Origin of the sequence: Sulfitobacter sp. SK011 (assembly GCF_003352065.1) — a bacterium.
Classification (GTDB): Bacteria; Pseudomonadota; Alphaproteobacteria; order Rhodobacterales; family Rhodobacteraceae; genus Sulfitobacter.
The window spans coordinates 2052331-2073120 of record NZ_CP025803.1; the positions used below are offsets into that span (position 1 = coordinate 2052331).

Sequence of the window (20790 nt, forward strand, 5' to 3'; positions counted from 1 at the left end):
GGTGATAGAGACACGCACAACAACGCGCCGAAATGGTGGACCAAATGCGGGCACTTCTGAAAATACTGACGCTTTGGCTGATCTGCGCCACGGGGGCCGCAGCGCAGGATTTGACGGCACTCGCACGCGTTGATCCGGCGCGCAGTGAGATCAGTGATGGCTGGTTTGGTAAAACCTCCATGACGCTGGGGTTAAGCCAGGGCGTGCCGTTTCGCGTGTTCCTGCTTGATGCGCCGGCCCGTTTGGTTGTCGATTTTCGCGAGGCCGATTGGGCCGGGGTCAAGCCCGGCCAATTGCTGGCCGAGCCGGGGCGCATTGCCGCGGTGCGCTTTGGGGCGTTTCAGCCGGGGTGGTCCCGGTTGGTTGCAGATCTGGCCGAACCTATGTTGCCGGTGCAAATTGGCATGCCCGTCGATGAAACAAGCGGTGCGGCCAGTCTTGAGATCACGCTAAAGACCACCGATGCCGAAACCTACGCCGCCAAGGCCGGGATACCGGTTGACCCGGCCTGGACGGCCGCGCTGACCAAGCCGCCAAAGCCAAAATTGCCAAAGGACGATGCATTTGTCGTTGTCATTGATCCCGGCCATGGCGGCATTGATCCGGGCGCAGAACGTGATGATGTGGCCGAAAAGGACTTGATGCTCAGCTTTGCGCGCGGCTTGCAGGATGTGCTCAAGCGCAGCGGCGTTGACGCGATCCTGACCCGTGATGACGATATTTTCGTGGCCCTCGAAACGCGGGTCGCCATTGCGCATCAGATGCGTGCGGATGTGTTTTTGTCCCTGCATGCCGACATCCTGAGCCAGGGTGGTGCCCATGGTGCCACCGTCTATACCTTGTCGGATGACGCCAGTGATGCGGCCACCGAACATCTCGCGGCCCGGCACAACCGGTCCGATATAATTGCAGGTGCAGACCTGACAGGGTCGGATGATCAGGTCGCCGGTATCCTGCTGGATCTGGCCCGACAAGAGACAGAGCCGCGCTCAGCTGCCCTTGCTGAGGTTATGGTTGCGGGGATGAGCAAGGCGGGCGGACCGATGAACCGCCGACCGTTAAGGAAAGCGGGCTTTTCGGTGCTGAAATCAGCCGACATTCCATCGGTTCTGGTCGAAGTTGGGTTTCTAAGCTCAAAGCGCGATCTGGCCAATCTGCGCGACCCGGTCTGGCGCGCGGTCATGGTGAACGCGATGGCGGATGCGATCCTTGCGTGGCGCGATCAGGATGCGGCGCGCAAGCCGTTGATCCGTCAATAATTCAGGGCTTCATTTTGCGCGATAATCCGCCCCAAAATGAAGCCCTTGTGTTTTGACCCTGTCGCCGCCTTCCTGTATAGCCAGAGCAATAATAAGTTCCAAAATGGTGGTATCTGCGTGTTCCGATTTGTCCTGTCTTTTCTGGGGGGTATTTTTACCACCCTGACCATGAGCATCGGCATGGCAGCGCTGACCATTGGTGCGATTTTCTGGATGTATGGCCGCGACCTGCCCAGTCACGAATCGCTGGCGCAATACACCCCCCCCACAATCAGCCGGATTTATTCGGGGCAGGGGCGTCTGATTGATGAATTCGCCAAGGAACGGCGGCTGTTTGCGCCTGCCGACACAATTCCTGATCTGGTGAAGCAGGCGTTCATTTCTGCGGAAGACAAGAATTTCTATACCCATGAAGGTTACGATCTGCGCGGTATCGCGGCGGCGGCTGTCGATGCGGTGCGCACGCGCGGCAAAGATGTGCGTGGGGCTTCGACGATCACCCAGCAGGTGATGAAGAACTTCCTTTTGTCTGGTGACCGCCGCGCTGAAAGGAAGATCAAAGAGATCATTCTGGCCGCCCGTGTCGAAGAAGCTTTGACCAAGGAAAAAATCCTCGAACTTTATCTGAACGAGATTTATCTGGGTAAAAATTCCTATGGGGTGGCGGCGGCCAGTCAGACCTATTTCAACAAGACGCTGGACGATCTTGCGCCTCATGAAGCCGCGTTTCTGGCGTCTTTGCCCAAGGCCCCTTCTGATTATGACCCGGTGACGCAAAAGGACCGTCTGATGGCCAGGCGCAATTTCGTGCTGCGCGAAATGAACGAGAATGGGTTCATCACCGACGCGGCCTATGAGACCGAAAAGGCCGCGGCTTTACGTTCGGTCCAGAACGGCGACTTTGAGAGCTTCAAGGCAGAATTGCCGCCCCGAGACTATTTCACCGATGAAATCCGCCGCCAATTGTCCGAGGACTTTGGTGAGGGCGAATTTTTCACCGGTGGTCTGACAGTGCGCGCCACCATCGACAATGAAATGCAACCGATTGCCGCCAATGCGCTGCGTCAGCAGCTTGAAGAATACGATCGCGGTGCCGGGGTGTGGCGCGGGACCGGCAAGACAATCCCGGCTGACCAGTTGAGCGATGAGCAAACATGGCGCGCCGCATTGGCCGACATCAAGGTGCCACGCGATGTAGATCTGGATAACCAATGGTATCCGGCGGTTGTGCTTGAGGTGGGCGAAAACGACGCCCGGATCGGCATCGAGGGCGTGGAAGACGACGAAGACGGCCATTGGATACCGGCCAAAGATGCGCAATGGGCCCGCAAACGGCTTGCTGACGGCAAACTGGCGAGCAAGGCACGCACCGCAGGCGATCTGGTGTCGGTGGGTGACGTTGTGCTGGTGCGCCGCATGACCGCCGATGGCACCGGCGAATTTATCCGCTGGACCCTGCGTCAGGTGCCCGAAGTGCAGGGCGGTTTCATGGCGATGGACGTGGACACAGGCCGCGTGATTGCAATGCAGGGCGGGTTTTCCTATCAGGCATCGGTGTTTAACCGCGCCACGCAGGCCAAACGCCAGCCCGGCTCCAGCTTTAAGCCTTTTGTGTATGCGGCGGCACTGGATTCCGGGTATAGCCCGGCGACCATCGTCGTCGACGCCCCGATTGAGATCAACACGCCGCAAGGGGTGTGGCGCCCGCGAAATTCGTCGAACAAGTTCTACGGCCCCACGCCGCTCAGGACCGGTATCGAACAATCCCGGAACCTGATGACCATCCGTCTGGCGCAAGAGATCGGAATGGAAACCGTGGGCAGCTATGCCGAACGGTTCGGTGTTTATGACTATCTGTCGCCAGTGCTTGCCAATGCGCTGGGATCACAGGAATCCACGCTTTATCAAATGGTTGCGGCCTATGCGATGTTTGCCAATGGCGGCGAACGGGTGGAGCCCACCTTGGTGGACCGGGTGCAGGATCGCTATGGGCGCACCGTTTACAGCCATGACAAACGCATCTGCAACGACTGCCAACTGGCCAGTCTTGAACCGGGCGTCGCCCCGCGGGTGATCTCGAACCGTGAGCAGGTGATGGACCCTGTGACGGCCTATCAGCTGACCTCGATGATGAAGGGTGTTGTGGACCGCGGGACCGCCGCAGGGGCGATCAACCTGCCGGTGCCGATCGCGGGCAAAACCGGGACCACCAATGATGCCAAAGACGTTTGGTTTGTCGGTTTCTCATCCAACATTGTCGCCGGATGTTACATTGGTTTTGACAACCCCCGCTCGCTGGGCAAGCGTGCCTATGGTGCGGGCATGTGTGGACCCGTTTTCCAGCGCTTCATGAGCCAGGCGATAAAGAAATACGGCGGCGGGCCATTTGACGTGCCTCCGGGCTGTACCTTTATCAAGATCGACCGCTTCACAGGGGCCCGATTGAGCGATGGGGCATCCGGGGACAACGTGGTGCCTGAATGTTTCCGCGAAGGCGAAGAGCCGATCTTTGGCATCATGTTTGATGGCGGCTTTGCGATGGGTGCTGATCTGCCACTGGTTGAAGAGGTCGGGCAATTGTCGCGCCAGATCACAACATCGACCGGCAAGAAAGCGGTCGTGGGCCCAAAGGCAAGCTTTGGCACCCTGTCGTCGGGCGGTCTTTATTAACCGCCGGGGTGGGTTTCATCCACCCTACCGCTTGCTGAGCAGGGCGCGCTGGTTTATCTGATCTTGATCCAATCAAAGGCAGATAAACATGCGCGCAGAGGCACAAAACACCGCAGATCAGATCGCAAAGTCGCTGGATTTACTGGCGCAGCGGCTGAACGTGGAAACGGCCCCCCACAGGTTGGAAGAATTCAATGCCCGTGTTGAGGACCCAAACCTGTGGGATGACCCGGATGCCGCGCAAAAACTGATGCGTGACCGTCAGATGCTGGTGGATTCAATTGCGGTATACGAGGGCATCAAACAGGAACTGGCCGACAACGTCGAACTGATTGAGTTGGGCGAAATGGAAGACGACGCCGAAGTTGTCGCCGACGCCGAAGCCGCGTTGAAATCGCTGGCCGAGAAAGCCGCCCAGAAAGAGCTTGAGGCGCTGCTCGATGGCGAGGCCGACGGCAATGACGCCTTTCTTGAGATCAACTCTGGCGCGGGCGGCACTGAATCCTGCGATTGGGCCAGCATGCTGGCGCGGATGTATGTCCGCTGGGCCGAGAAAAAGGGCTATAAGGTTGAACTGCAATCGGAATCTGCGGGGGAAGAGGCAGGCATCAAATCCGCGACCTACAAGATCAGCGGCCCGAACGCCTATGGCTGGATGAAATCAGAATCAGGAGTGCACCGTCTGGTGCGGATCAGTCCGTTTGACAGCGCAGCCAAACGGCACACGTCGTTTACCTCTGTCGGGGTCTATCCGGTGGTCGATGACAACATCGAGATTGAGGTGAACCCGTCCGACATCCGCATCGATACATACCGGTCATCCGGTGCGGGTGGTCAGCACGTGAACACCACTGATTCCGCTGTGCGCATCACCCACCATCCGACCGGCATTGTCGTGACCTCATCCGAGAAATCGCAGCACCAGAACCGCGAAATTGCGATGAAAGCCCTGAAATCGCGCCTGTATCAGATGGAACTGGACCGCCGGAATGCCGCCGTGAACGAAATGCATGAAAACAAGGGCGATGCGGGCTGGGGCAATCAGATCCGGTCCTATGTCTTGCAGCCGTACCAGATGGTCAAAGATCTGCGCACGAATTATGAGACCTCGGACACCAAGGGTGTTCTGGACGGTGATCTTGACGGTCTGATGGGGGCCACGCTGGCGCTTGCAGTGAGCGGCAAAAGCCGGGCTGAGGCGCAGGGCGACTAAGAGACGATTGGGGGCTTGGCCCCCAAACCCCCGAGTACTTTAGGCGAAAAGAATCAGGCTCTTGCGTGGGCTGGTAAATGTGGGTTTGCTGCTTTTATGGATATAATTGACATGGACGCACTGGCCTTGTCAGCAGCAATTGATGCCAAGACCGTAAGTGCGGTTGAGGTCATGCAAGCGACATTGACCAGAATTGATGCGGTGAACACCGACGTAAATGCCATTGTGTCTTTGCGTGACCGTGATGAATTGTTTGCCGAAGCGGCACGCGCAGATACGGAGCCCCGCAAGGGCTGGCTGCACGGTATTCCCATCGCCATCAAAGACCTCGCCAAAGCTTCCGGGTTACCAACCTCTGAGGGATCGCCCTTGTTTGCAGGGCATATCGCTGCGAAAGACGATCTGATGGTAGGGCGGCTTCGGGCGGAAGGGGCATTGATCATCGGCAAGACCAACACGCCGGAATTCGGCCTTGGCTCGCATACCTTCAATCCGGTGCACGGGGCCACCCGCAACCCCTATGATTTGGGCAAATCCGCTGGCGGATCATCGGGTGGTGCGGCGGCGGCGCTGGCCACGCGGATGCTGTGCGTGGCCGATGGGTCAGACATGATGGGCTCACTGCGCAATCCGGCGGGCTGGAACAATGTCTATGGCATGCGGCCCACATGGGGCACTGTGCCGTCAGAGGCCGAGGGCGACATGTTCCTGCATCAACTGTCGACGTCCGGCCCGATGGCACGCAGCCCGACGGATCTGGGCGCCCTTTTGGATGTCATGACTGGCGCAGACCCGCATCAACCGCATGGGTTCAGCCCCGCTGATACGTTGCCTCAGCTTGCGCGAGATCTGCCGCGACAACGTATCGGGTGGCTGGAGGATTGGCAGGGCGCGTTGCCTTACGCGGACGGGATCAAGGAATTGAGCGAGTTGGCCTTGGGTCAACTGGGCGCGTTGGGCCATGACGTCGACTGGATTGCGCCGGGCTTTGAGGCGGATGATCTTTGGCACAGCTGGATCACCTTGCGGTCCTTTTCCGTCGCGGCAGGGTTGCGCGCACTCTATGATGATCCAGACAAACGTGATCACCTGAAACCCGCCGCGATTTGGGAGGTTGAGCGTGGTCTGGCGATGGATGCGATGACGCTGCAGCACGCCAGCGAGGTGCGGTCAGATTGGTTCCGGCGCACAACAGACCTTTTTGAGCAGGTCGATGTGCTGGCGCTGCCCTCGGCACAGCTTTGGCCGTTTGATGTTGATATGACCTATCCCACGGAAATTGCGGGGGTGCAGTTGGACACCTACCATCGCTGGATGCAGGTGGTGATCCCGGCGAGCCTTTTGGGACTGCCGGTCGTGAACATCCCCATTGGTTTTGGCGCAAACGGTCTGCCAGCGGGGCTGCAACTTATTGGCCGCCGCGGCAGCGATGCCCGGTTGCTGCAATTGGCGCAGGTTTGGCATGCTGCGACGACATGGCCGCAAAAACACCCGCCTAAAATCTTGACGTGATCAGACATCGACTGGCATCCTGATCCCATGGAACAAATTCAGGCAAGCCCCGACCGCCCGCATGGCCCACCCGACCTTGCCATGCCAACCTTGGCGATGTTGCGCACCGCACTCGGAGCTGGGTGGCGTGATTTTCTCGCTGCACCGACGTTTGGCCTGGTCGCTGGTGCAGCCTGCGTTCTTGCCGGGTGGGTGATGGTGGCAATCACTGCCGCCTCAGGCAACACGTTTTGGTTTGTGCTGGCGGTGTTTGCCTTTCCGATGGCGGCACCTTTTGCAGCATTTGGCACCTACGAGGTGTCGCGCAGACTCGCACGCGGGGCATCAACCGGGTTCAAGGACATCCTGAAGGTGCTCTGGGCCGAACGCGGCGGCCAGTTGCCTTGGCTGAACGGACTGATGGTTGTTGTTCTGCTGTTCTGGTTTTTTCTGGGGCACATGATCTTTGCGCTGTTTCTGGGCCTCAAGCCGATGACCAATATCATGTCATCGGGCGAGGTTTTTCTCAGTCCCAATGGTCTGGCGATGCTGGCCATGGGCACCTTTGTGGGCGGCTGTTTTGCGCTTTTGTTTTATGCGGTCTGCGTCATCGGCCTGCCGATGCTGCTGGACCGGGACGTCGATTATGTGACGGCCATGATCCGCTCGGTCGGTGTGGTCATCCATAGCCCGGTACCGATGTTGGCTTGGGCTGCATTGGTCGCTGTCGCGTTGTTTCTGGCGATGTTGCCGGGGTTCCTGGGCCTTTTGCTGGTCTTGCCCTGGCTCGGGCATGCCTCATGGCACCTTTACGATCAACTGCGGCAGGCGGGCGCGCGGGCCTAGCGCAGGGGCGGGTTTGGCGCGTGCAGCGGCACCTCGCGACCATCATCAATAAGCCGTTGCCGCAAGATCTGGGTGTCTGGGTGACCAAGTTCCATGGCAAAGACATGGGCGTGAGTCAGGAAAAACCCTCGCGCTTGTGGATCATCCGTCGCGTCCGCTGCTGCGGTATAAAGGGTGACAAGTGCCGCCAGATCGCCCGCCGCATGGGCGGCAAGCAGGCGATCGTTCAGATCGTTCACTCTGCCGCCGTTGCTTTTGCGGTGCGGCCACGTTCAATACATGACGCGACCCATTGGTGAAACAGATGCGTCGGCCCATCCATCGCCGGTGAGAACCGTCCGCCATCAAAGCCGCCACCGTGCCGACCCCGCTGCATCCCTTCAACGGCCATGATATCCTCTACGAATACCACCTGCCATTGTTCGGTGTTTTTGGCCCGCAAATTGGCCGAGGTTTCAGGCGACGCGTAATAGAGATGCGCCGTTTCAACCGTGCGGTCCACCGCGATGGGATCAAGAAGGATCACAAAGATATGGTCACGTTGCACGCCGACCATGACGTTGGGAAGAAACGTAAGGTATTCGCCCGCTGCCTGCCATTTGTCTGAAAGGCCCGGAAAATCAGGGAAAACAGACCCGTCTTCATCTTTGATCTGGCGGTACACATGCGTCCCTTGCCCAGAAAATTTTCCGACGTTTTCAATATGGTAATGATCTTCAAGGCGTGAATAGGAATTCAGGCCGGGGTGGACCCAGGGCAGATGGTAGCTTTCGCAATAATTCTCAACGATGAGTTTCCAGTTGGTCTTGAGGTCAAGCTGAATGCGACTGTCGGCACCGCCATGATACACCGGCATATCAAATTCCGCCCATCGCGCCAGCAGATCGGCATGCACGACCTCAAATGGATCAGCGTTGCCCGAAATATTCACGAAAATCACATCATTCCAGATATGGCTGCGCACTTCGATCAAACCAAGGGTCGCCTTGTCGATGGCATCATGTACGTTCTGACCTGGCCCACCCACATGCGGGGTGCTGACCAATCGGCCGTCCGTCGCATAGCACCAGCTGTGATAGGGGCAACGGATCGCCCCTTCGATCTTGCGGGGTTCTTCGACCAGTATCATGCCGCGGTGGCGGCAGATGTTCTGAAACACCCGTACGTTGTCTTGCTTGTCGCGCACGATCAACAGCGGCATGCCCAGGAATGTGACAGGTTTGGCATCACCGATCTGAGGCACATCGGCAGCGACAGCCAGGCCGGACCAATTCTCAAAAAACACGGCGTGTTTTTCTTCGTCAAAAACACCTGCGTCAATGTAATGGGCGTTGGGCAGTCCGTTCGCTTCTGCGATGGGGCGATGGACGCTGCTTAGATCGGTGCTGGAATGATCCATGGGTGCTCTCCTGATGGTAAGATCACCCTAGGCAATTCCGCATGCCAGTTCGTCACCGCAAGCGACGCGACTTTATCACTGGCGACATGGCCCATCAGGTAAAAGCTTCACCGGGGCGAAGCAAGCGCCGGTGATAGGGCAGCAATTCATCACTTGTGCAAAACCCGGCACTGCGCGCGGCGGGCAAAACATCGGTCATTGCCGTTCCAAGGTATTCATAAACCAACCGCGTGGCGCGCAACCCCCCGACACTCTCAGGGACGGTACGTGTTACGTACCCAAGCCAAAAGTTGTTGTCGAATGACGCAACCCGGCTGAGATAATTAAACGAAGATGTCATTGCATTCTTGCGGCTTGCCAAGATCGAAAGACCATCTTCTTGCTGCATGACAAGGCCGCGGAATTCACGGGCCGACGCATGCGTTGGCAAGAATTGCAGTTTCATTGCCTTTTTTGTTTCAAAACCGCGCAAATATGTATTGCTTGCGTCGCGCCGGACATGGACCAGCCCCACGATGTACAAATCTTCCGTGACAAAGCTGCGGCGGGAGAACCGATAAAACCCCGCCGGAAACAGCTCTTCTGGCACATCGCGCGCGCCAGAGCCCACAAAATCGCGCAGGAACGGGTTTGCGATTGGGTCCTGATTGCTGCCAATTTCATCAACCGGCTGCAACAAAACCCGCGCATCAACCCCAAAAAACAGACAGATCCGCGACAAGACATCAGGCCGCGGAAAGCTCTCTCCGGACAGGTAGCGATTGAATTGTGTGCGGTTGATCCCCAGCTGACGTGCAAGGTCCGAAATGGAATCATAACCGGTCGCAAGTGTACGTAAGTTTAGACCAAACATATTGCGTAATTGTGCAGGTGATTGGGTATTTGGGGCCATGATCCGCCTAAAATTGTGCCCATTTTGGATTTTGGCAATGGGGGTGGAGGAAATCAACTGCTAATCATCTCAGTTGACGCTAGTGCGCATCATAGCCGACGCTAATACGCAGCAACACCCTATGGATTACGACACAAATTGCAAGCGTACGTTGCGGTTTTTACCGTGTCACTCTACCGCACCTTGTTGATAGCAAAGGTAGGCTGACTATGGAGGTTGCACACTAGATGATAGGCGTGGTTCTTTGGAGCGATCAGGATGATCGCAAAGCGGTTTTCTGGTGCGAAGACCATGGTGATCTTGCCTATTACGAAGCTGCGGATAAAGTTGCTGAAGGATCCGCCTTTTTCGATGCAGGCGATATGGTGCAATTTGATGTCGCTGTTGAGAGCAGATTGCGCAAGGCGTTTAACCCGCGCATGGTGCAGGAACAGGCATGCGCCGGGTTGCCCGAAACGCTGATGCGCACCCCCGCGCCATCCCAGCAGCCCCAGTCAGCCAAGATTATTGCCTTCAGTCTAAAGCAACGGGATGTCGCAATGCCTGTTTGCGCGATGAAAGCCTAAACGGGCAGGGCCTGCCGCCTCATTCCCCGCGGGAAAGGGCGGCGACGCCCGTGCGTGCAACATCGGTCAGGCCCAGAGGCCGCATCAGATCGGCAAACGCATCAATTTTGTCCGGCACGCCGGTGATTTCAAACACAAAACTTTCCAGCGTGCTGTCCACAACATTGGCCCGAAAGATATCTGCAAGCCGCAGCGCCTCGACCCGGTGATCGCCCTTGCCGGCCACTTTGAACATCGCCAACTCCCGCTCAACGCTCGGCCCTTCGACGGTCAGGTCATGCACCTCGTGGACGGTGACAATTCTGCCCAGCTGTGCCTTGATCTGCTCGATCACCTGCGGCGTGCCCGAGGTGACAATCGTGATGCGGCTCAGATGCCCGGTGTGATCGACCTCTGCCACTGTCAGGCTGTCAATGTTAAACCCGCGTCCGGAAAACAGGCCAATCACCCGCGCCAGAACGCCCGGTTCGTTTTCAACCAGCACCGCGAGCGTGTGCTTTTCAATCACGTCCGAGAAATTGGGCCGCAGGTTGTAAGCAGAGTGCGACGTCGCACCTTTTTTGAGCTTGAGAGCTGACATGTTCTTCGTACCTTTCGTTTCGCATTGGAATTCCGCAGGAATTCCGGCCCGCCTTCCTTGAAGGAACGCGATTACACCAACACTGACCCTTTTGCGTCAATCACACCTTGAGTGTCCGCTTCACCCAGCAACATCTCGTTATGCGCTTTTCCGGACGGGATCATCGGGAAACAATTCTCATGCTTTTCAACGAGGCAATCAAAGATGACCGGGCCATCATGGTTCAACATTTCCATGATCGCGTCGTCCAGATCGTCAGGATCGGTGCACAATATTCCTTTGGCCCCAAAGGCTTCGGCCAGTTTCACAAAGTCGGGCAGGGCCTCTGACCAGCTTTGCGAATACCGCTCACCGTGCAGCAATTCCTGCCACTGGCGCACCATGCCAAGGCGTTCGTTGTTCAGGATGAATTGTTTGACGGGCAGATTGTACTGCATTGCCGTGCCCATTTCCTGCATGTTCATCAGCCATGAGGCTTCACCCGCGACATTGATCACAAGGCTTTCAGGGTGCGCCATCTGCACCCCGATGGAGGCGGGAAAGCCATAGCCCATCGTGCCCAGCCCACCGGATGTCATCCAGCGATTGGGGTCTTCAAAGCCCAGATATTGCGCCGCCCACATCTGGTGCTGGCCCACTTCTGTGGTGATATAGCGGTCATGATCCTTGGTCAGCGCCTCAAGGCGCGACAGCGCGTATTGCGGTTTGATGATCTTGCCGGACTGCTTGAATTTCAGGCAATCAATGCTGCGCCATTCGTTGATCTTGGTCCACCACTTGGCCAGCTCCACACCATTGGTCTTGCGGCCGCGCGACTTCCAAACTTTCAACAGGTCCTCCAGCACATGACCCACATCGCCTACAATCGGGATGTCGATGCGGATGACCTTGTTGATCGATGACGGATCAATGTCGATGTGCGCTTTTTTGGACTTGGGGCTGAAATCAGGGATTGTGCCGGTGATACGGTCGTCAAACCGCGCGCCGATGTTGATCATGAGGTCGCAGTCATGCATCGCCATGTTGGCCTGATAAAGACCATGCATGCCCAGCATCCCCAACCATTTGTCGCCGGACGCCGGATAGGCCCCAAGCCCCATCAGGGTTGAGGTGATCGGAAACCCGGTGGCTTCAACCAGTTCACGCAGCAATTGCGAGGCACCCGGACCAGAGTTGATCACGCCACCACCGGTGTAAAACACCGGACGCTTGGCCTTTTCCATTGCGGCCACCAGTTCGGTGATTTCTTCCATATCGCCTTTGACGCGCGGCTGGTAATGCGAGGTCGAGGGCCTTTTCGGTGTATAGGTTCCCGTTGCAAACTGAACGTCCTTGGGGATGTCTACCAGCACCGGACCAGGCCTGCCACTTATGGCCACATGGAATGCCTCATGCAGCACGCCGGACAGTTTGTCGGTCTCTTTTACCAGCCAGTTGTGTTTTGTGCAGGGGCGGGTGATGCCAACGGTATCGGCCTCTTGAAAGGCGTCGGACCCGATCATGAAAGTGGGCACCTGCCCGGTGAGAACCACAAGCGGGATGGAATCAAGCAAAGCGTCGGTCAGACCGGTCACCGCATTGGTGGCACCGGGACCAGATGTAACCAATACCACACCGGGTTTGCCGGTTGAGCGCGCATAGCCTTCGGCGGCATGCACCGCGCCCTGTTCGTGGCGCACCAGAATGTGCTTGATGCTGTTTTGCTGAAAAACCTCATCATAGATCGGTAGGACAGCGCCGCCGGGGTATCCAAATACAGTATCGACACCTTGATCAATCAAGGCTTGGACGATCATTTTGGCTCCGGTCATTTGGCGTGACATCGCATGTCTCCGTAAGTGATTTGGTTTGGATCTGTTTTGGTCTGGGCGCATAAAAAAACCCCCGGTTCTGACGGGGGCGCATGGGATTGATTATGGTTGTCCGTTACCGGCCCATGCGCGTATTTCCTAGAATGACGACGACGCCGGTCATGACGTGAGGCTCCTTTAAGCGTGGCGCGACATTATGAGCGGTGCGCAGGCGGGTCAACAGGCAATTGACAGAAATTTATGTCCCCAGTGTGAAAAAATTGGACATATTATTTCACAGTGCGGCGGTTTGACGCAATTTAACAAATTTTGGAGTGGGGGATGTCAGGAAATCAGGGCCATATCGCAGCGGGCATCCTTTGCCAGCGTCTGAATCTCTTCGGCCAGGGATTTGAATTCCTGGGCGATCACCAGCAGACCCTTGCCCACATCCCCGGCGCGCGCCGCCTCGACACTGGCATTCAAGGACACCAGCCGCACATGTCTACCGATGTGTTCGAGGCGCGAAAGTCGGGTCCCCAGCGCATTGGCGGCCTGTTTGGCTGTTTCGATTTCTGCTTTGCGCCCGGCATCTATGTTGGCCCAGACATCTGAAATCACCTGAGTCATCTGGTCCCTGACCACCGGCCAGTTCTGTTCCAGAAACGCACGTGCCTGATCAAAACGCAGCGGAGTGCCGGCAGCAACGCCCTTTGCAATACGTTGGACTTCCAAAAGCACCGTTTGCATCTGGAGATTGCGTTGTGGATCCTGCGCTGCCGCCGTGCGGATCATATCAACATGCGATTGCGGCTGGCCTGCAAAAGGACCCTTGCCAAAAACCAGCGTCACATGGCGTTCAAACTGGCGGGCAATGCCCAGAAACTCATCCCGAACAACGTCGCGTGATCGTTCATCGGGCGCGGCGTGATAGGCCATCAGCCGCATCGCCATCTGAAGGATCAAGCCACGCGTGGTAGCGACCTCATCAATAAGTACCCGCAGATTATGTTGATCCTGATCAAGGTGTGGGGTCAAAGGCGTATAGGCGCTTGGCGTGGTCTGGTGGGCGGTGGCAGATGTTTGCACAGCGAAAATTCCATTTTGCACTGGTCTAGCCTGCAATGGTAAATTTTCCCTTGCGATTGGCCCGCAGAAATCAGAATGCGCTGCCCGTGCCCTGCAATACGCCATGTTCCAAGGCATAACGTGTCAGGCCAGCGGTGCTGGAGATGCCCAATTTGCGTTTGATGTTCTTGCGGTGGGTTTCAACCGTGCGGACTGAAATTTCCAGCGCCTGTGCCACGTCCTTGTTCGATTTACCTTGGGCAAGTTCCAGCAGGATCGTCTGTTCGCGTTCGGTAAGCGCCTCGCGGGCACCGCCTTGTTTTGGAGCGATGGACCCTTTTGCGCCGGTGCACAGATATTGCTCACCCACCATGACCGTATCAATGGCCAGTTTGATCTCATCCGTTGGCACGTCTTTCAACAGATACCCCATCGCGCCGTGGCTGAGTGCAGAGGCGATGTATTCCGCATTGTCGTGCATGGTCAGGATCACGATGTGGGTCTGGGGCCGTTGTTCCAGCACGATCTCGGTGGCGGATAATCCCCCAAGCTCAGGCATGTTGAGATCCATCAAGATCACGTCAGGGGCCAGCGCATTGAGGTTGTCGATCAGCTCACGGCCATTTGACAGCGTGGCAACAACGTCGATATCGTCATAGCTTTCAAGGATCGACTGAATACCCTCGGCAACCATCGGGTGATCGTCAACGATCGCGACTTTGGTGGCAGCTTTGATCGGTTCACTCATTGTGCAGCGACTTTCTGTTGGGGCGGTTTTGTCTTTTCAGGTGGCAGCAGATGGGTCAATGGCACGGTCGCCTCAATCGCAGTGCCGCCGCCAAGCACATCAGACAGACGCAGGGTGCCGCCAAGCTGCTCCATCCGTTCCTGCATGTTGCGCAGGCCCAGCCCCGGATTGGTGGCCGGTTTACGCCCGGCCAAGCCGTTGCCATTGTCGCTGATCTTGAGCGTTGCCCCGCGGGTATGACCACGCAGATCAATCTGCACTTTGGTCGCCCCTGAATGGCGCTCAATATTGGTCAGCGCCTCTTGGGCAATGCGGTAAAGCGCGATCTTGGCGTCATTGTCCAACCGATTGCGAAAGACCACGGTGTCAAAATGGCAGGTGATCCCGGTGCGGGTCTGAAATTCCTCGGCCAGGGTCTTGATGGCCGGCCCAAGACCCAGATCATCCAGCACACCGGGGCGCAGGTCGCGGCTGATCCTGCGGACCTCCGAGATGGCCTCGCCCAGTGACGCAATGCCCTTGCCCAATGGGGCTGCCGCAGTGTTGTCACCGCGCTCCAACCGGCGGCGCGCATTATCAAGGGCATACCGGACACCAACCAGAATCTGGCTGATCCCGTCATGCAATTCGCGCGCCACGCGTCCGCGTTCTTCTTCCTGGGCGTCGAACACCCGCTGCGTCAGCTTTTTCAGTTTGGCGTCGGCCAGCCTGCGTTCGCGCAAATTGATGATCATCCCGGTGCCAAACACGGCCAGAAGCGCAGTCAGCGTGATCGCACCGATATAGATAAACGTGCGCCGCACCCGCGCCTCTACATCCGCGCGCGCCGTTGCGACCGACGCCACCACATCATCAATAAAAACGCCGGTGCCAACCGCCCACCGCCATGACGGAAAGGAGGTGACATAAGTGATCATCCGCGCCTCTTCTCCGGTTGAGGGCTTGGGCCAGATATAGGAATGATAGCCCGCACCATCGCGCGCGATGCGGATCAATGCGTCAACCACAGGCGTGCCTTCGCTGTCGGTCTGTCCGGTCCAGTTCTGGTTGATCCGCTCGGTTTGGCGCGGGCTGACCAGTGCGTTTCCGTCATAATCATAGACAAAGAACTGGCCGTCATCGCCATAGATCATCGCGGCGAGTATCTGTGCCACCTGCGCTTTGGCCGTTTCATCATCGGGTGCGGCGGACCCGTAGATAAAGTAAAAGCCGTTGCGCGCCTGCGTGACGTAGTTGCGCAGTTCGGCTTTCTTGGCCTCGATCAACTGGGTCTCAAGGGTTGCGATTTCACGTTCTGCCAGCGCGCGGGACTGCAAAGCCACCAATATTGCAATTGCGGCCACTGCCAGGATCAGCGGCACAGCCGCTAGCAAGGTCAGCTTTTGACCATAACTGGGATTGAATCGGGGGAAACGAAACATAACACGATTCGATACCCCCATTCAGCAGCGAATCAAAGCCGGTTCGCGGCTATTGGAGGGCCATAGACAACGATGTTAGCGCCATCTGCGTGGTTTTGGGTATGCATTTCCTTTTGAAACCGGCAGATCAAAGCCCGCACTACGTAGTACTAGGTATTCCCAATTCCAAAGGTGTTGATAGAGTGGCGACACCTGAAACGACCCGCGCGCCATGATTGCGAAGCGGGCACTCTATCTGGGAGGAGTATCTCTATGGACCGTCGTTCATTTCTGAAGACGTCTGCACTGGGCGGCACAGCCGCTGCCGCGACAACCTTGGCCGCACCTGCATATGCTCAAGGCAAGCGCACACTCACAATGGTAACATCATGGCCACGCGGCTTTGCCGTTCTGGACGATGCGGCCACATACCTCAACAACATGGTCAATGAGATGTCTGACGGCACGCTGACCATCGACAAAAAAGCCCCCGGTGAACTGGTTGGTGCGTTCGAAGTATTCGACGCTGTTTCCTCTGGTCAGGCCGACATGTACCACTCCGCTGACTATTACTTCATCGGTCAGCACCCTGCTTACGCGTATTATACAGCCGTGCCTTTTGGCGGCACAGCGCAAGAGCTGACAAACTGGTACCACCACGGTGGCGGCCACGAGTTGCACAACGAACTGGGCGAGATCTTTAACCTCAAGTCTTTCCTTGCAGGGAACTCCGGGTCACAGTCCGGCGGTTGGTTCCGCAATGAAATCAATTCCGCCGCAGACTTCAATGGTCTGAAATTCCGCATGCCGGGCCTTGGCGGCAAAGTGCTGGGTGAACTGGGTGCTTCTGTTCAGAACATCCCCGGCGGTGAACTTTATCAGGCGCTGTCATCCGGCGCGCTCGACGGTCTTGAGTGGGTTGGCCCCTTCGCGGATGAACGCGCGGGTTTCCAGGAAGTCGCGAAAGTCTACTACACCGCTGGTTTCCACGAGCCGGGCTCCGGCCTTGCGGCTGCAGTGAACCTTGATGTCTTCAACGAGCTGTCCCCGGCGCACCAGAAGATCATCGAATACGCAGCGATGGCGACAACACACACCCAGCTTGCCGAAACACTGGCCAACAACGGTGCGGCGTTGACACGTTTGCAGGCACAGGGCGTGAAAACCCTTCAGTTCCCTGACGACGTCTGGGATGCCTTCGGTGCGGCGTCTTCCAAGGTGATGGACGAAAACATGGGCGATGAGCTTTTTGCACGCACACGCGAAAGCTTTGAAGCCTCGCTGACATCGTCCGCTGAATGGCTGTCCAAGTCTGACGCATTCTATGTTGAGCAGCGCGAGCGCGTGCGGAACGCAGGCTAATCCTGCCACCATACTATTCCAGAGGCCGCAGTTCTTGCGGCCTCTGGGCACACGAACAGACCATCATTGGGATGATGGTCGTCTGCGCAAGCAGGGCATCAAGCCCGGCACGCATGGGAGGGGACATTAATGGCCGATGAAATCGTATGTTCGGGATTTTTCCGCGCAGCTGAGGGCGCAAAGCTCAGCTGTCTTGATAAATTCCAAGATAGCGGCATGATCCAGTTCTTCTTCGGTAACATACTGGAAGCCTTCTATAATTTCTTCGCCGCACTGCTGAACCCCGGTATGTGGCTCAACTGGTCGAACGGTGAATCGCTGATGCGGTTCATTTATTACGGTGCATCGGTTGAACTTTTCTTCGTCTCGCTGACCCTGATGATCATCATCACCGCATATGGCATGTATAACCGTGCCTTCATGTGGGGCTGTGTGAGGGGCCTTGAGGGCTTCGTGAACGGAGTGGGCAGGCTCTTTGCCTGGGCCGGCCTGCTGATGGTGCTGCAACAGATCATTATCGTCTTTATGCAGCGGATTTTCACCCGGCCGGACATCTCGATTGGCTTTGGCATTCCGCTGCAATTTGACATCTCGTGGTTTGCAGAAGAATTGAAACTTTTCAATGCTTTGGTGGTCTGTCTTTGTGTATCCTACACCTTTGTGCAGGGCGGGCATGTCCGGGTTGACCTGTTTTACGCAGGCGCGAAATTCCGCACGAAAAAGTTCGTCGACATGTTCGGCGCGCTGTTTTTCATGATCCCTTTTGCAGTGGTGACATGGCTTTACGGATGGTTCTTCATGTGGCGCCATCTGGTCACGCCAAATCCATCGGCGTCCGACAGGCTGGACCTGCTGTTGCGCAAATCCAAATTGCTCAAGTGGAACGTCGAAACCATCGGCTTCTCACCCAATGGCTTCAATGGCTATTTCCTGTTCAAGCTGCTGCTGATCGCATTCTGCCTGATGGTGATGCTGCAAGCGGTGGCGGTCTTTTACCGCAGCTGGTGTGAATTCCGCGAAGGGCCAGAGAGCGAAAACAAATATCTCGACAAGGACACACTTGGCGAGGGCGAAGAAGCCTATGAGGGAACCCACTGATGCTGTTTGGTCTCGACGGGGTCGAAGTCGGCCTGATCATCGTTTTTGTCTGTCTGTTTGGCGGCATCCTGTCTGGTTTCCCGGTGGCGTTTGCCATTGGCGGCGCGGGCATCATCTCGTTTGGCATCATTGCCGCGATGGACAGCGCAGGGTTGCTGATCCATCAGGCGATTGACACCTCAAGTGCCGCTTACCGTGATCTGGTAAACTCCGGGATCAAGCAGGATACGATATCTGTTTTCAGGTACCCTGATCTGCCGCGCATGGCAGAATCGGTGTTTCCGCAAGGCTGGGAAGTGGCGCTGGACCGCAACGTCAGCTTTATCGTGAACCGCATGAATGAACGCGTGCTGGCGGGCCAGTCGATTGAGACATTGCTGGCGGTTTTGATGTTCGTCTTGATGGGCATCACGCTGGAACGCTCCAAAATCGCCAACGATCTGCTCACCACAATGGCGCGGGTGTTTGGCCCGCTGCCGGGTGGTCTTGCTGTTTCGATTGTTGTGGTTGGGGCGTTTCTGGCGGCGTCGACCGGCATCGTCGGGGCCACGGTTGTAACCATGGGCCTGCTGGCGCTGCCCACAATGCTGCGCAACGGCTATTCGCCCGAATTGTCGACCGGCGTCATTGCGGCCTCTGGCACCTTGGGCCAGATTATTCCGCCCTCAATCGTGATTGTTTTGCTCGGCACGCTGGCCGGCGACCTCTATTCCGCAGCACAGGAAGCACGCGCAACCGCTGCGGGCTGTACCGACGCGCTGACGTTCCTGGGGGAGCCTGCGGTCGTCTCTGTTGGCACGTTGTTTCAGGCGGCTTTGTTGCCGGGCATCCTGCTTGCGCTCCTTTATGCGCTCTATGCCTTTGGATATGCGCTGCTGAACCCCGACAAGGCCCCTGCGGTGCCCATGGGCTCCACCAATGCAGAGCCTGTGACACGCGGCGAGGCGTTCACATGGTTCCTTGGTGCGCCGGTCCTTTTGATTGTCGGCACAATTTTCCTTGGCAACCTTGGCATTGTCGGCAGCCAGTCCACAACGGTATCAAGCTATTCAGACATCGGCGATGCAGCCAGCCTGCGCACCAATGTCGGGCCAGACTGTCAGGCGGCGATGATTGATCTGCATGGTCAGGAAAAATGGGATGCAGCACTAGCCGAACAGGCCACAATCGATGCCGCCGGTGGCATCGTGCAAAGCGAAAAGCTGAGCGAAGAAGCTCTGGCCGAAAAGCAGGCTTTGAAAATCTCGGATGCCGCACCGATTGGGACGGGCGTAGCGATCATCCTGATCCTGCTTTCGCTCTTTATGACAACAGCGCGGGGCGTATCACCGTCATCGGATGCGCGGCCATTGATCATCGGGGCAATTGGCGTCGTTTTGACCGTGTTGGTTGATATATTGCTGGTGGGGCCGCAGACGACGTCGGGCACCATGGTTGTGCTGATGGCACTCCCCTTTGCCTTGGTGATGTACGGTGTCGTTTATGCGACCAAGCTTTGTGTCGGTAACGAATTGATCCGTGTGGTGTTTCCACCGCTGGTGTTGATCATTGCGGTGCTGGGTTCAATCCTGGGCGGGATCACCAACCCGACCCCTGCGGCTGCTTTGGGTGCCGGTGGGGCGCTGATGCTGGCGGCCTATCGCAAGCTCAAGGATCAGGACAGGTCGCCCAAGGTGATCATCTGGTCAACGCTGGCAATCATCATCTGTATTCTCGTCGGCGTGAACTTTGATCTGCGGATCAATCAGGCCGGTGTGAGCTTCGAATCCTGGATCGCCTTCTTTGTGGCCTATGCGGCCTATCTCTATGCGGTCTTTGGCCTGCTGTTTTCCTGCTGGATTTTGTACACCTCCGGCGTGCTCAGCCCGGTTGTGCGTGAAACGGCCAAGGTGACATCCATGGTGTTCACCATTCTGATCGGGTCGCAACTGCTGAACCTTGTGGTGATCAGCTTTGGCGGGGAACATTACATCCAGCAATTCCTGAAAAGCTTCGACAATGAATTGACGGTGTTCCTGATCGTGATGCTGGTGCTTTTCGTGCTGGGCTTTGTGCTCGACTTCCTTGAGATCATTTACATCGTGGTGCCGATTGTCGGGCCGGTGATTTATGGCGGCACGTTTGACCCCAAATGGGTGACCATCATGATCGCGGTGAACCTGCAAACCTCGTTCCTGACGCCGCCCTTTGGTTTTGCGCTGTTCTATCTGCGCGGGGTCGCACCGGCCAGCGTAACAACCGCGCATATATATCGCGGCATCATCCCGTTTGTCCTGATCCAGGTGGCGGGGCTGGCGATCCTGTGGCTGTTCCCGGCGATCGTGACAATCGTGCCGGATCTGATCCCGAACTGATCCTTGCGGCCATTGTGAATATCATGAGGGTGCCCATAGCTTCTGGGCACCCTC

The 20790-nt window shown here is 57.1% G+C and carries 17 protein-coding genes; 9 read left to right on the top strand and 8 right to left on the bottom strand.

Features of this window, described 5'->3' with window-relative positions:
- The first annotated feature begins 44 nt into the window (after positions 1–44).
- The 5 genes from C1J02_RS10120 (at position 45) to C1J02_RS10140 (ending at position 7479) form a co-directional block, all read left to right on the top strand.
- Positions 45–1259 (top strand): N-acetylmuramoyl-L-alanine amidase, encoded by a 1215-nt coding sequence (locus C1J02_RS10120; protein ID WP_114878464.1) that lies wholly within the window; start codon positions 45–47, stop codon positions 1257–1259.
- Positions 1260–1376: 117 nt separating this feature from the next.
- Positions 1377–3929, top strand: coding sequence for a penicillin-binding protein 1A (locus C1J02_RS10125; RefSeq protein ID WP_114880502.1), 2553 nt, complete (start codon positions 1377–1379; stop codon positions 3927–3929).
- An 88-nt stretch (positions 3930–4017) separates the two neighbouring features.
- A complete protein-coding gene (prfB, locus tag C1J02_RS10130; protein ID WP_114878465.1) occupies positions 4018–5142 on the top strand; it encodes a peptide chain release factor 2 in 1125 nt (374 codons plus the stop codon).
- A 96-nt stretch (positions 5143–5238) separates the two neighbouring features.
- Complete coding sequence (locus tag C1J02_RS10135; RefSeq protein WP_114878466.1) at positions 5239–6654, top strand: amidase; 1416 nt, start codon at positions 5239–5241, stop codon at positions 6652–6654.
- Between the two features lie 27 nt (positions 6655–6681).
- Positions 6682–7479 (top strand): DUF2189 domain-containing protein, encoded by a 798-nt coding sequence (locus C1J02_RS10140; RefSeq protein ID WP_114878467.1) that lies wholly within the window; start codon positions 6682–6684, stop codon positions 7477–7479.
- On the opposite strand, the gene C1J02_RS10145 is transcribed toward C1J02_RS10140, so the two are convergent.
- The 3 genes from C1J02_RS10145 to C1J02_RS10155 all read right to left on the bottom strand — a co-directional run bounded on the left by C1J02_RS10145 (position 7476) and on the right by C1J02_RS10155 (position 9770).
- Positions 7476–7718: a hypothetical protein gene (locus C1J02_RS10145; protein ID WP_114878468.1), complete on the bottom strand. Its 243-nt coding sequence runs from the start codon at positions 7716–7718 to the stop codon at positions 7476–7478. The two genes, C1J02_RS10140 and C1J02_RS10145, sit on opposite strands and share 4 nt — an antisense overlap.
- A complete protein-coding gene (locus C1J02_RS10150; protein WP_114878469.1) occupies positions 7715–8878 on the bottom strand; it encodes an aromatic ring-hydroxylating dioxygenase subunit alpha in 1164 nt (387 codons plus the stop codon). Before C1J02_RS10150 ends, C1J02_RS10145 begins: the two co-directional genes overlap by 4 nt.
- A gap of 94 nt (positions 8879–8972) precedes the next feature.
- Positions 8973–9770 carry a helix-turn-helix domain-containing protein gene (locus C1J02_RS10155; RefSeq protein ID WP_254693261.1) on the bottom strand — a complete coding sequence of 266 codons (798 nt, stop codon included), beginning with the start codon at positions 9768–9770 and terminating at the stop codon, positions 8973–8975.
- A gap of 227 nt (positions 9771–9997) precedes the next feature.
- Between C1J02_RS10155 and C1J02_RS10160 the strand changes: the two genes are divergently transcribed.
- Positions 9998–10336: a hypothetical protein gene (locus tag C1J02_RS10160; protein ID WP_114878470.1), complete on the top strand. Its 339-nt coding sequence runs from the start codon at positions 9998–10000 to the stop codon at positions 10334–10336.
- Positions 10337–10355: 19 nt separating this feature from the next.
- Here the strand turns inward: C1J02_RS10160 and ilvN are convergent, their stop codons facing one another.
- The 5 genes from ilvN to C1J02_RS10185 all read right to left on the bottom strand — a co-directional run bounded on the left by ilvN (position 10356) and on the right by C1J02_RS10185 (position 15943).
- Entirely contained in the window at positions 10356–10916 is a 561-nt protein-coding gene (gene ilvN, locus C1J02_RS10165) for an acetolactate synthase small subunit (protein ID WP_114878471.1), read from the bottom strand.
- A gap of 71 nt (positions 10917–10987) precedes the next feature.
- Entirely contained in the window at positions 10988–12739 is a 1752-nt protein-coding gene (locus C1J02_RS10170; protein ID WP_114878472.1) for an acetolactate synthase 3 large subunit, read from the bottom strand.
- A 312-nt stretch (positions 12740–13051) separates the two neighbouring features.
- A complete protein-coding gene (locus tag C1J02_RS21225) occupies positions 13052–13795 on the bottom strand; it encodes a methyl-accepting chemotaxis protein (protein ID WP_162798299.1) in 744 nt (247 codons plus the stop codon).
- Positions 13796–13865: 70 nt separating this feature from the next.
- Positions 13866–14522: a response regulator transcription factor gene (locus C1J02_RS10180; protein ID WP_114878474.1), complete on the bottom strand. Its 657-nt coding sequence runs from the start codon at positions 14520–14522 to the stop codon at positions 13866–13868.
- Positions 14519–15943: a cache domain-containing protein gene (locus C1J02_RS10185; RefSeq protein WP_114878475.1), complete on the bottom strand. Its 1425-nt coding sequence runs from the start codon at positions 15941–15943 to the stop codon at positions 14519–14521. Before C1J02_RS10185 ends, C1J02_RS10180 begins: the two co-directional genes overlap by 4 nt.
- Before the next feature lie 252 nt (positions 15944–16195).
- On the opposite strand from C1J02_RS10185, the gene C1J02_RS10190 reads away from it, so the two are divergent.
- From C1J02_RS10190 to C1J02_RS10200, 3 genes are all read left to right on the top strand, one after another.
- Positions 16196–17284, top strand: coding sequence for a TRAP transporter substrate-binding protein (locus C1J02_RS10190; RefSeq protein ID WP_114878476.1), 1089 nt, complete (start codon positions 16196–16198; stop codon positions 17282–17284).
- 129 nt (positions 17285–17413) lie between these two features.
- Positions 17414–18382 carry a TRAP transporter small permease subunit gene (locus C1J02_RS10195; protein ID WP_114878477.1) on the top strand — a complete coding sequence of 323 codons (969 nt, stop codon included), beginning with the start codon at positions 17414–17416 and terminating at the stop codon, positions 18380–18382.
- Complete coding sequence (locus C1J02_RS10200) at positions 18382–20736, top strand: TRAP transporter large permease subunit (RefSeq protein WP_114878478.1); 2355 nt, start codon at positions 18382–18384, stop codon at positions 20734–20736. Before C1J02_RS10195 ends, C1J02_RS10200 begins: the two co-directional genes overlap by 1 nt.
- Positions 20737–20790: the final 54 nt, after the last annotated feature.

Coding starts and splice junctions, on each gene's coding strand:
- C1J02_RS10155 (WP_254693261.1), bottom strand. CDS start 9,770: ATGGCCCCAAATACCCAATCACCTGCACAATTACGCAATATGTTTGGT.
- C1J02_RS10160 (WP_114878470.1), top strand. CDS start 9,998: ATGATAGGCGTGGTTCTTTGGAGCGATCAGGATGATCGCAAAGCGGTT.
- C1J02_RS10120 (WP_114878464.1), top strand. CDS start 45: ATGCGGGCACTTCTGAAAATACTGACGCTTTGGCTGATCTGCGCCACG.
- C1J02_RS10185 (WP_114878475.1), bottom strand. CDS start 15,943: ATGTTTCGTTTCCCCCGATTCAATCCCAGTTATGGTCAAAAGCTGACC.
- C1J02_RS10200 (WP_114878478.1), top strand. CDS start 18,382: ATGCTGTTTGGTCTCGACGGGGTCGAAGTCGGCCTGATCATCGTTTTT.
- prfB (WP_114878465.1), top strand. CDS start 4,018: ATGCGCGCAGAGGCACAAAACACCGCAGATCAGATCGCAAAGTCGCTG.
- C1J02_RS10195 (WP_114878477.1), top strand. CDS start 17,414: ATGGCCGATGAAATCGTATGTTCGGGATTTTTCCGCGCAGCTGAGGGC.
- C1J02_RS10140 (WP_114878467.1), top strand. CDS start 6,682: ATGGAACAAATTCAGGCAAGCCCCGACCGCCCGCATGGCCCACCCGAC.
- C1J02_RS10180 (WP_114878474.1), bottom strand. CDS start 14,522: ATGAGTGAACCGATCAAAGCTGCCACCAAAGTCGCGATCGTTGACGAT.
- C1J02_RS10135 (WP_114878466.1), top strand. CDS start 5,239: ATGGATATAATTGACATGGACGCACTGGCCTTGTCAGCAGCAATTGAT.
- C1J02_RS10190 (WP_114878476.1), top strand. CDS start 16,196: ATGGACCGTCGTTCATTTCTGAAGACGTCTGCACTGGGCGGCACAGCC.
- C1J02_RS10150 (WP_114878469.1), bottom strand. CDS start 8,878: ATGGATCATTCCAGCACCGATCTAAGCAGCGTCCATCGCCCCATCGCA.
- C1J02_RS10170 (WP_114878472.1), bottom strand. CDS start 12,739: ATGTCACGCCAAATGACCGGAGCCAAAATGATCGTCCAAGCCTTGATT.
- ilvN (WP_114878471.1), bottom strand. CDS start 10,916: ATGTCAGCTCTCAAGCTCAAAAAAGGTGCGACGTCGCACTCTGCTTAC.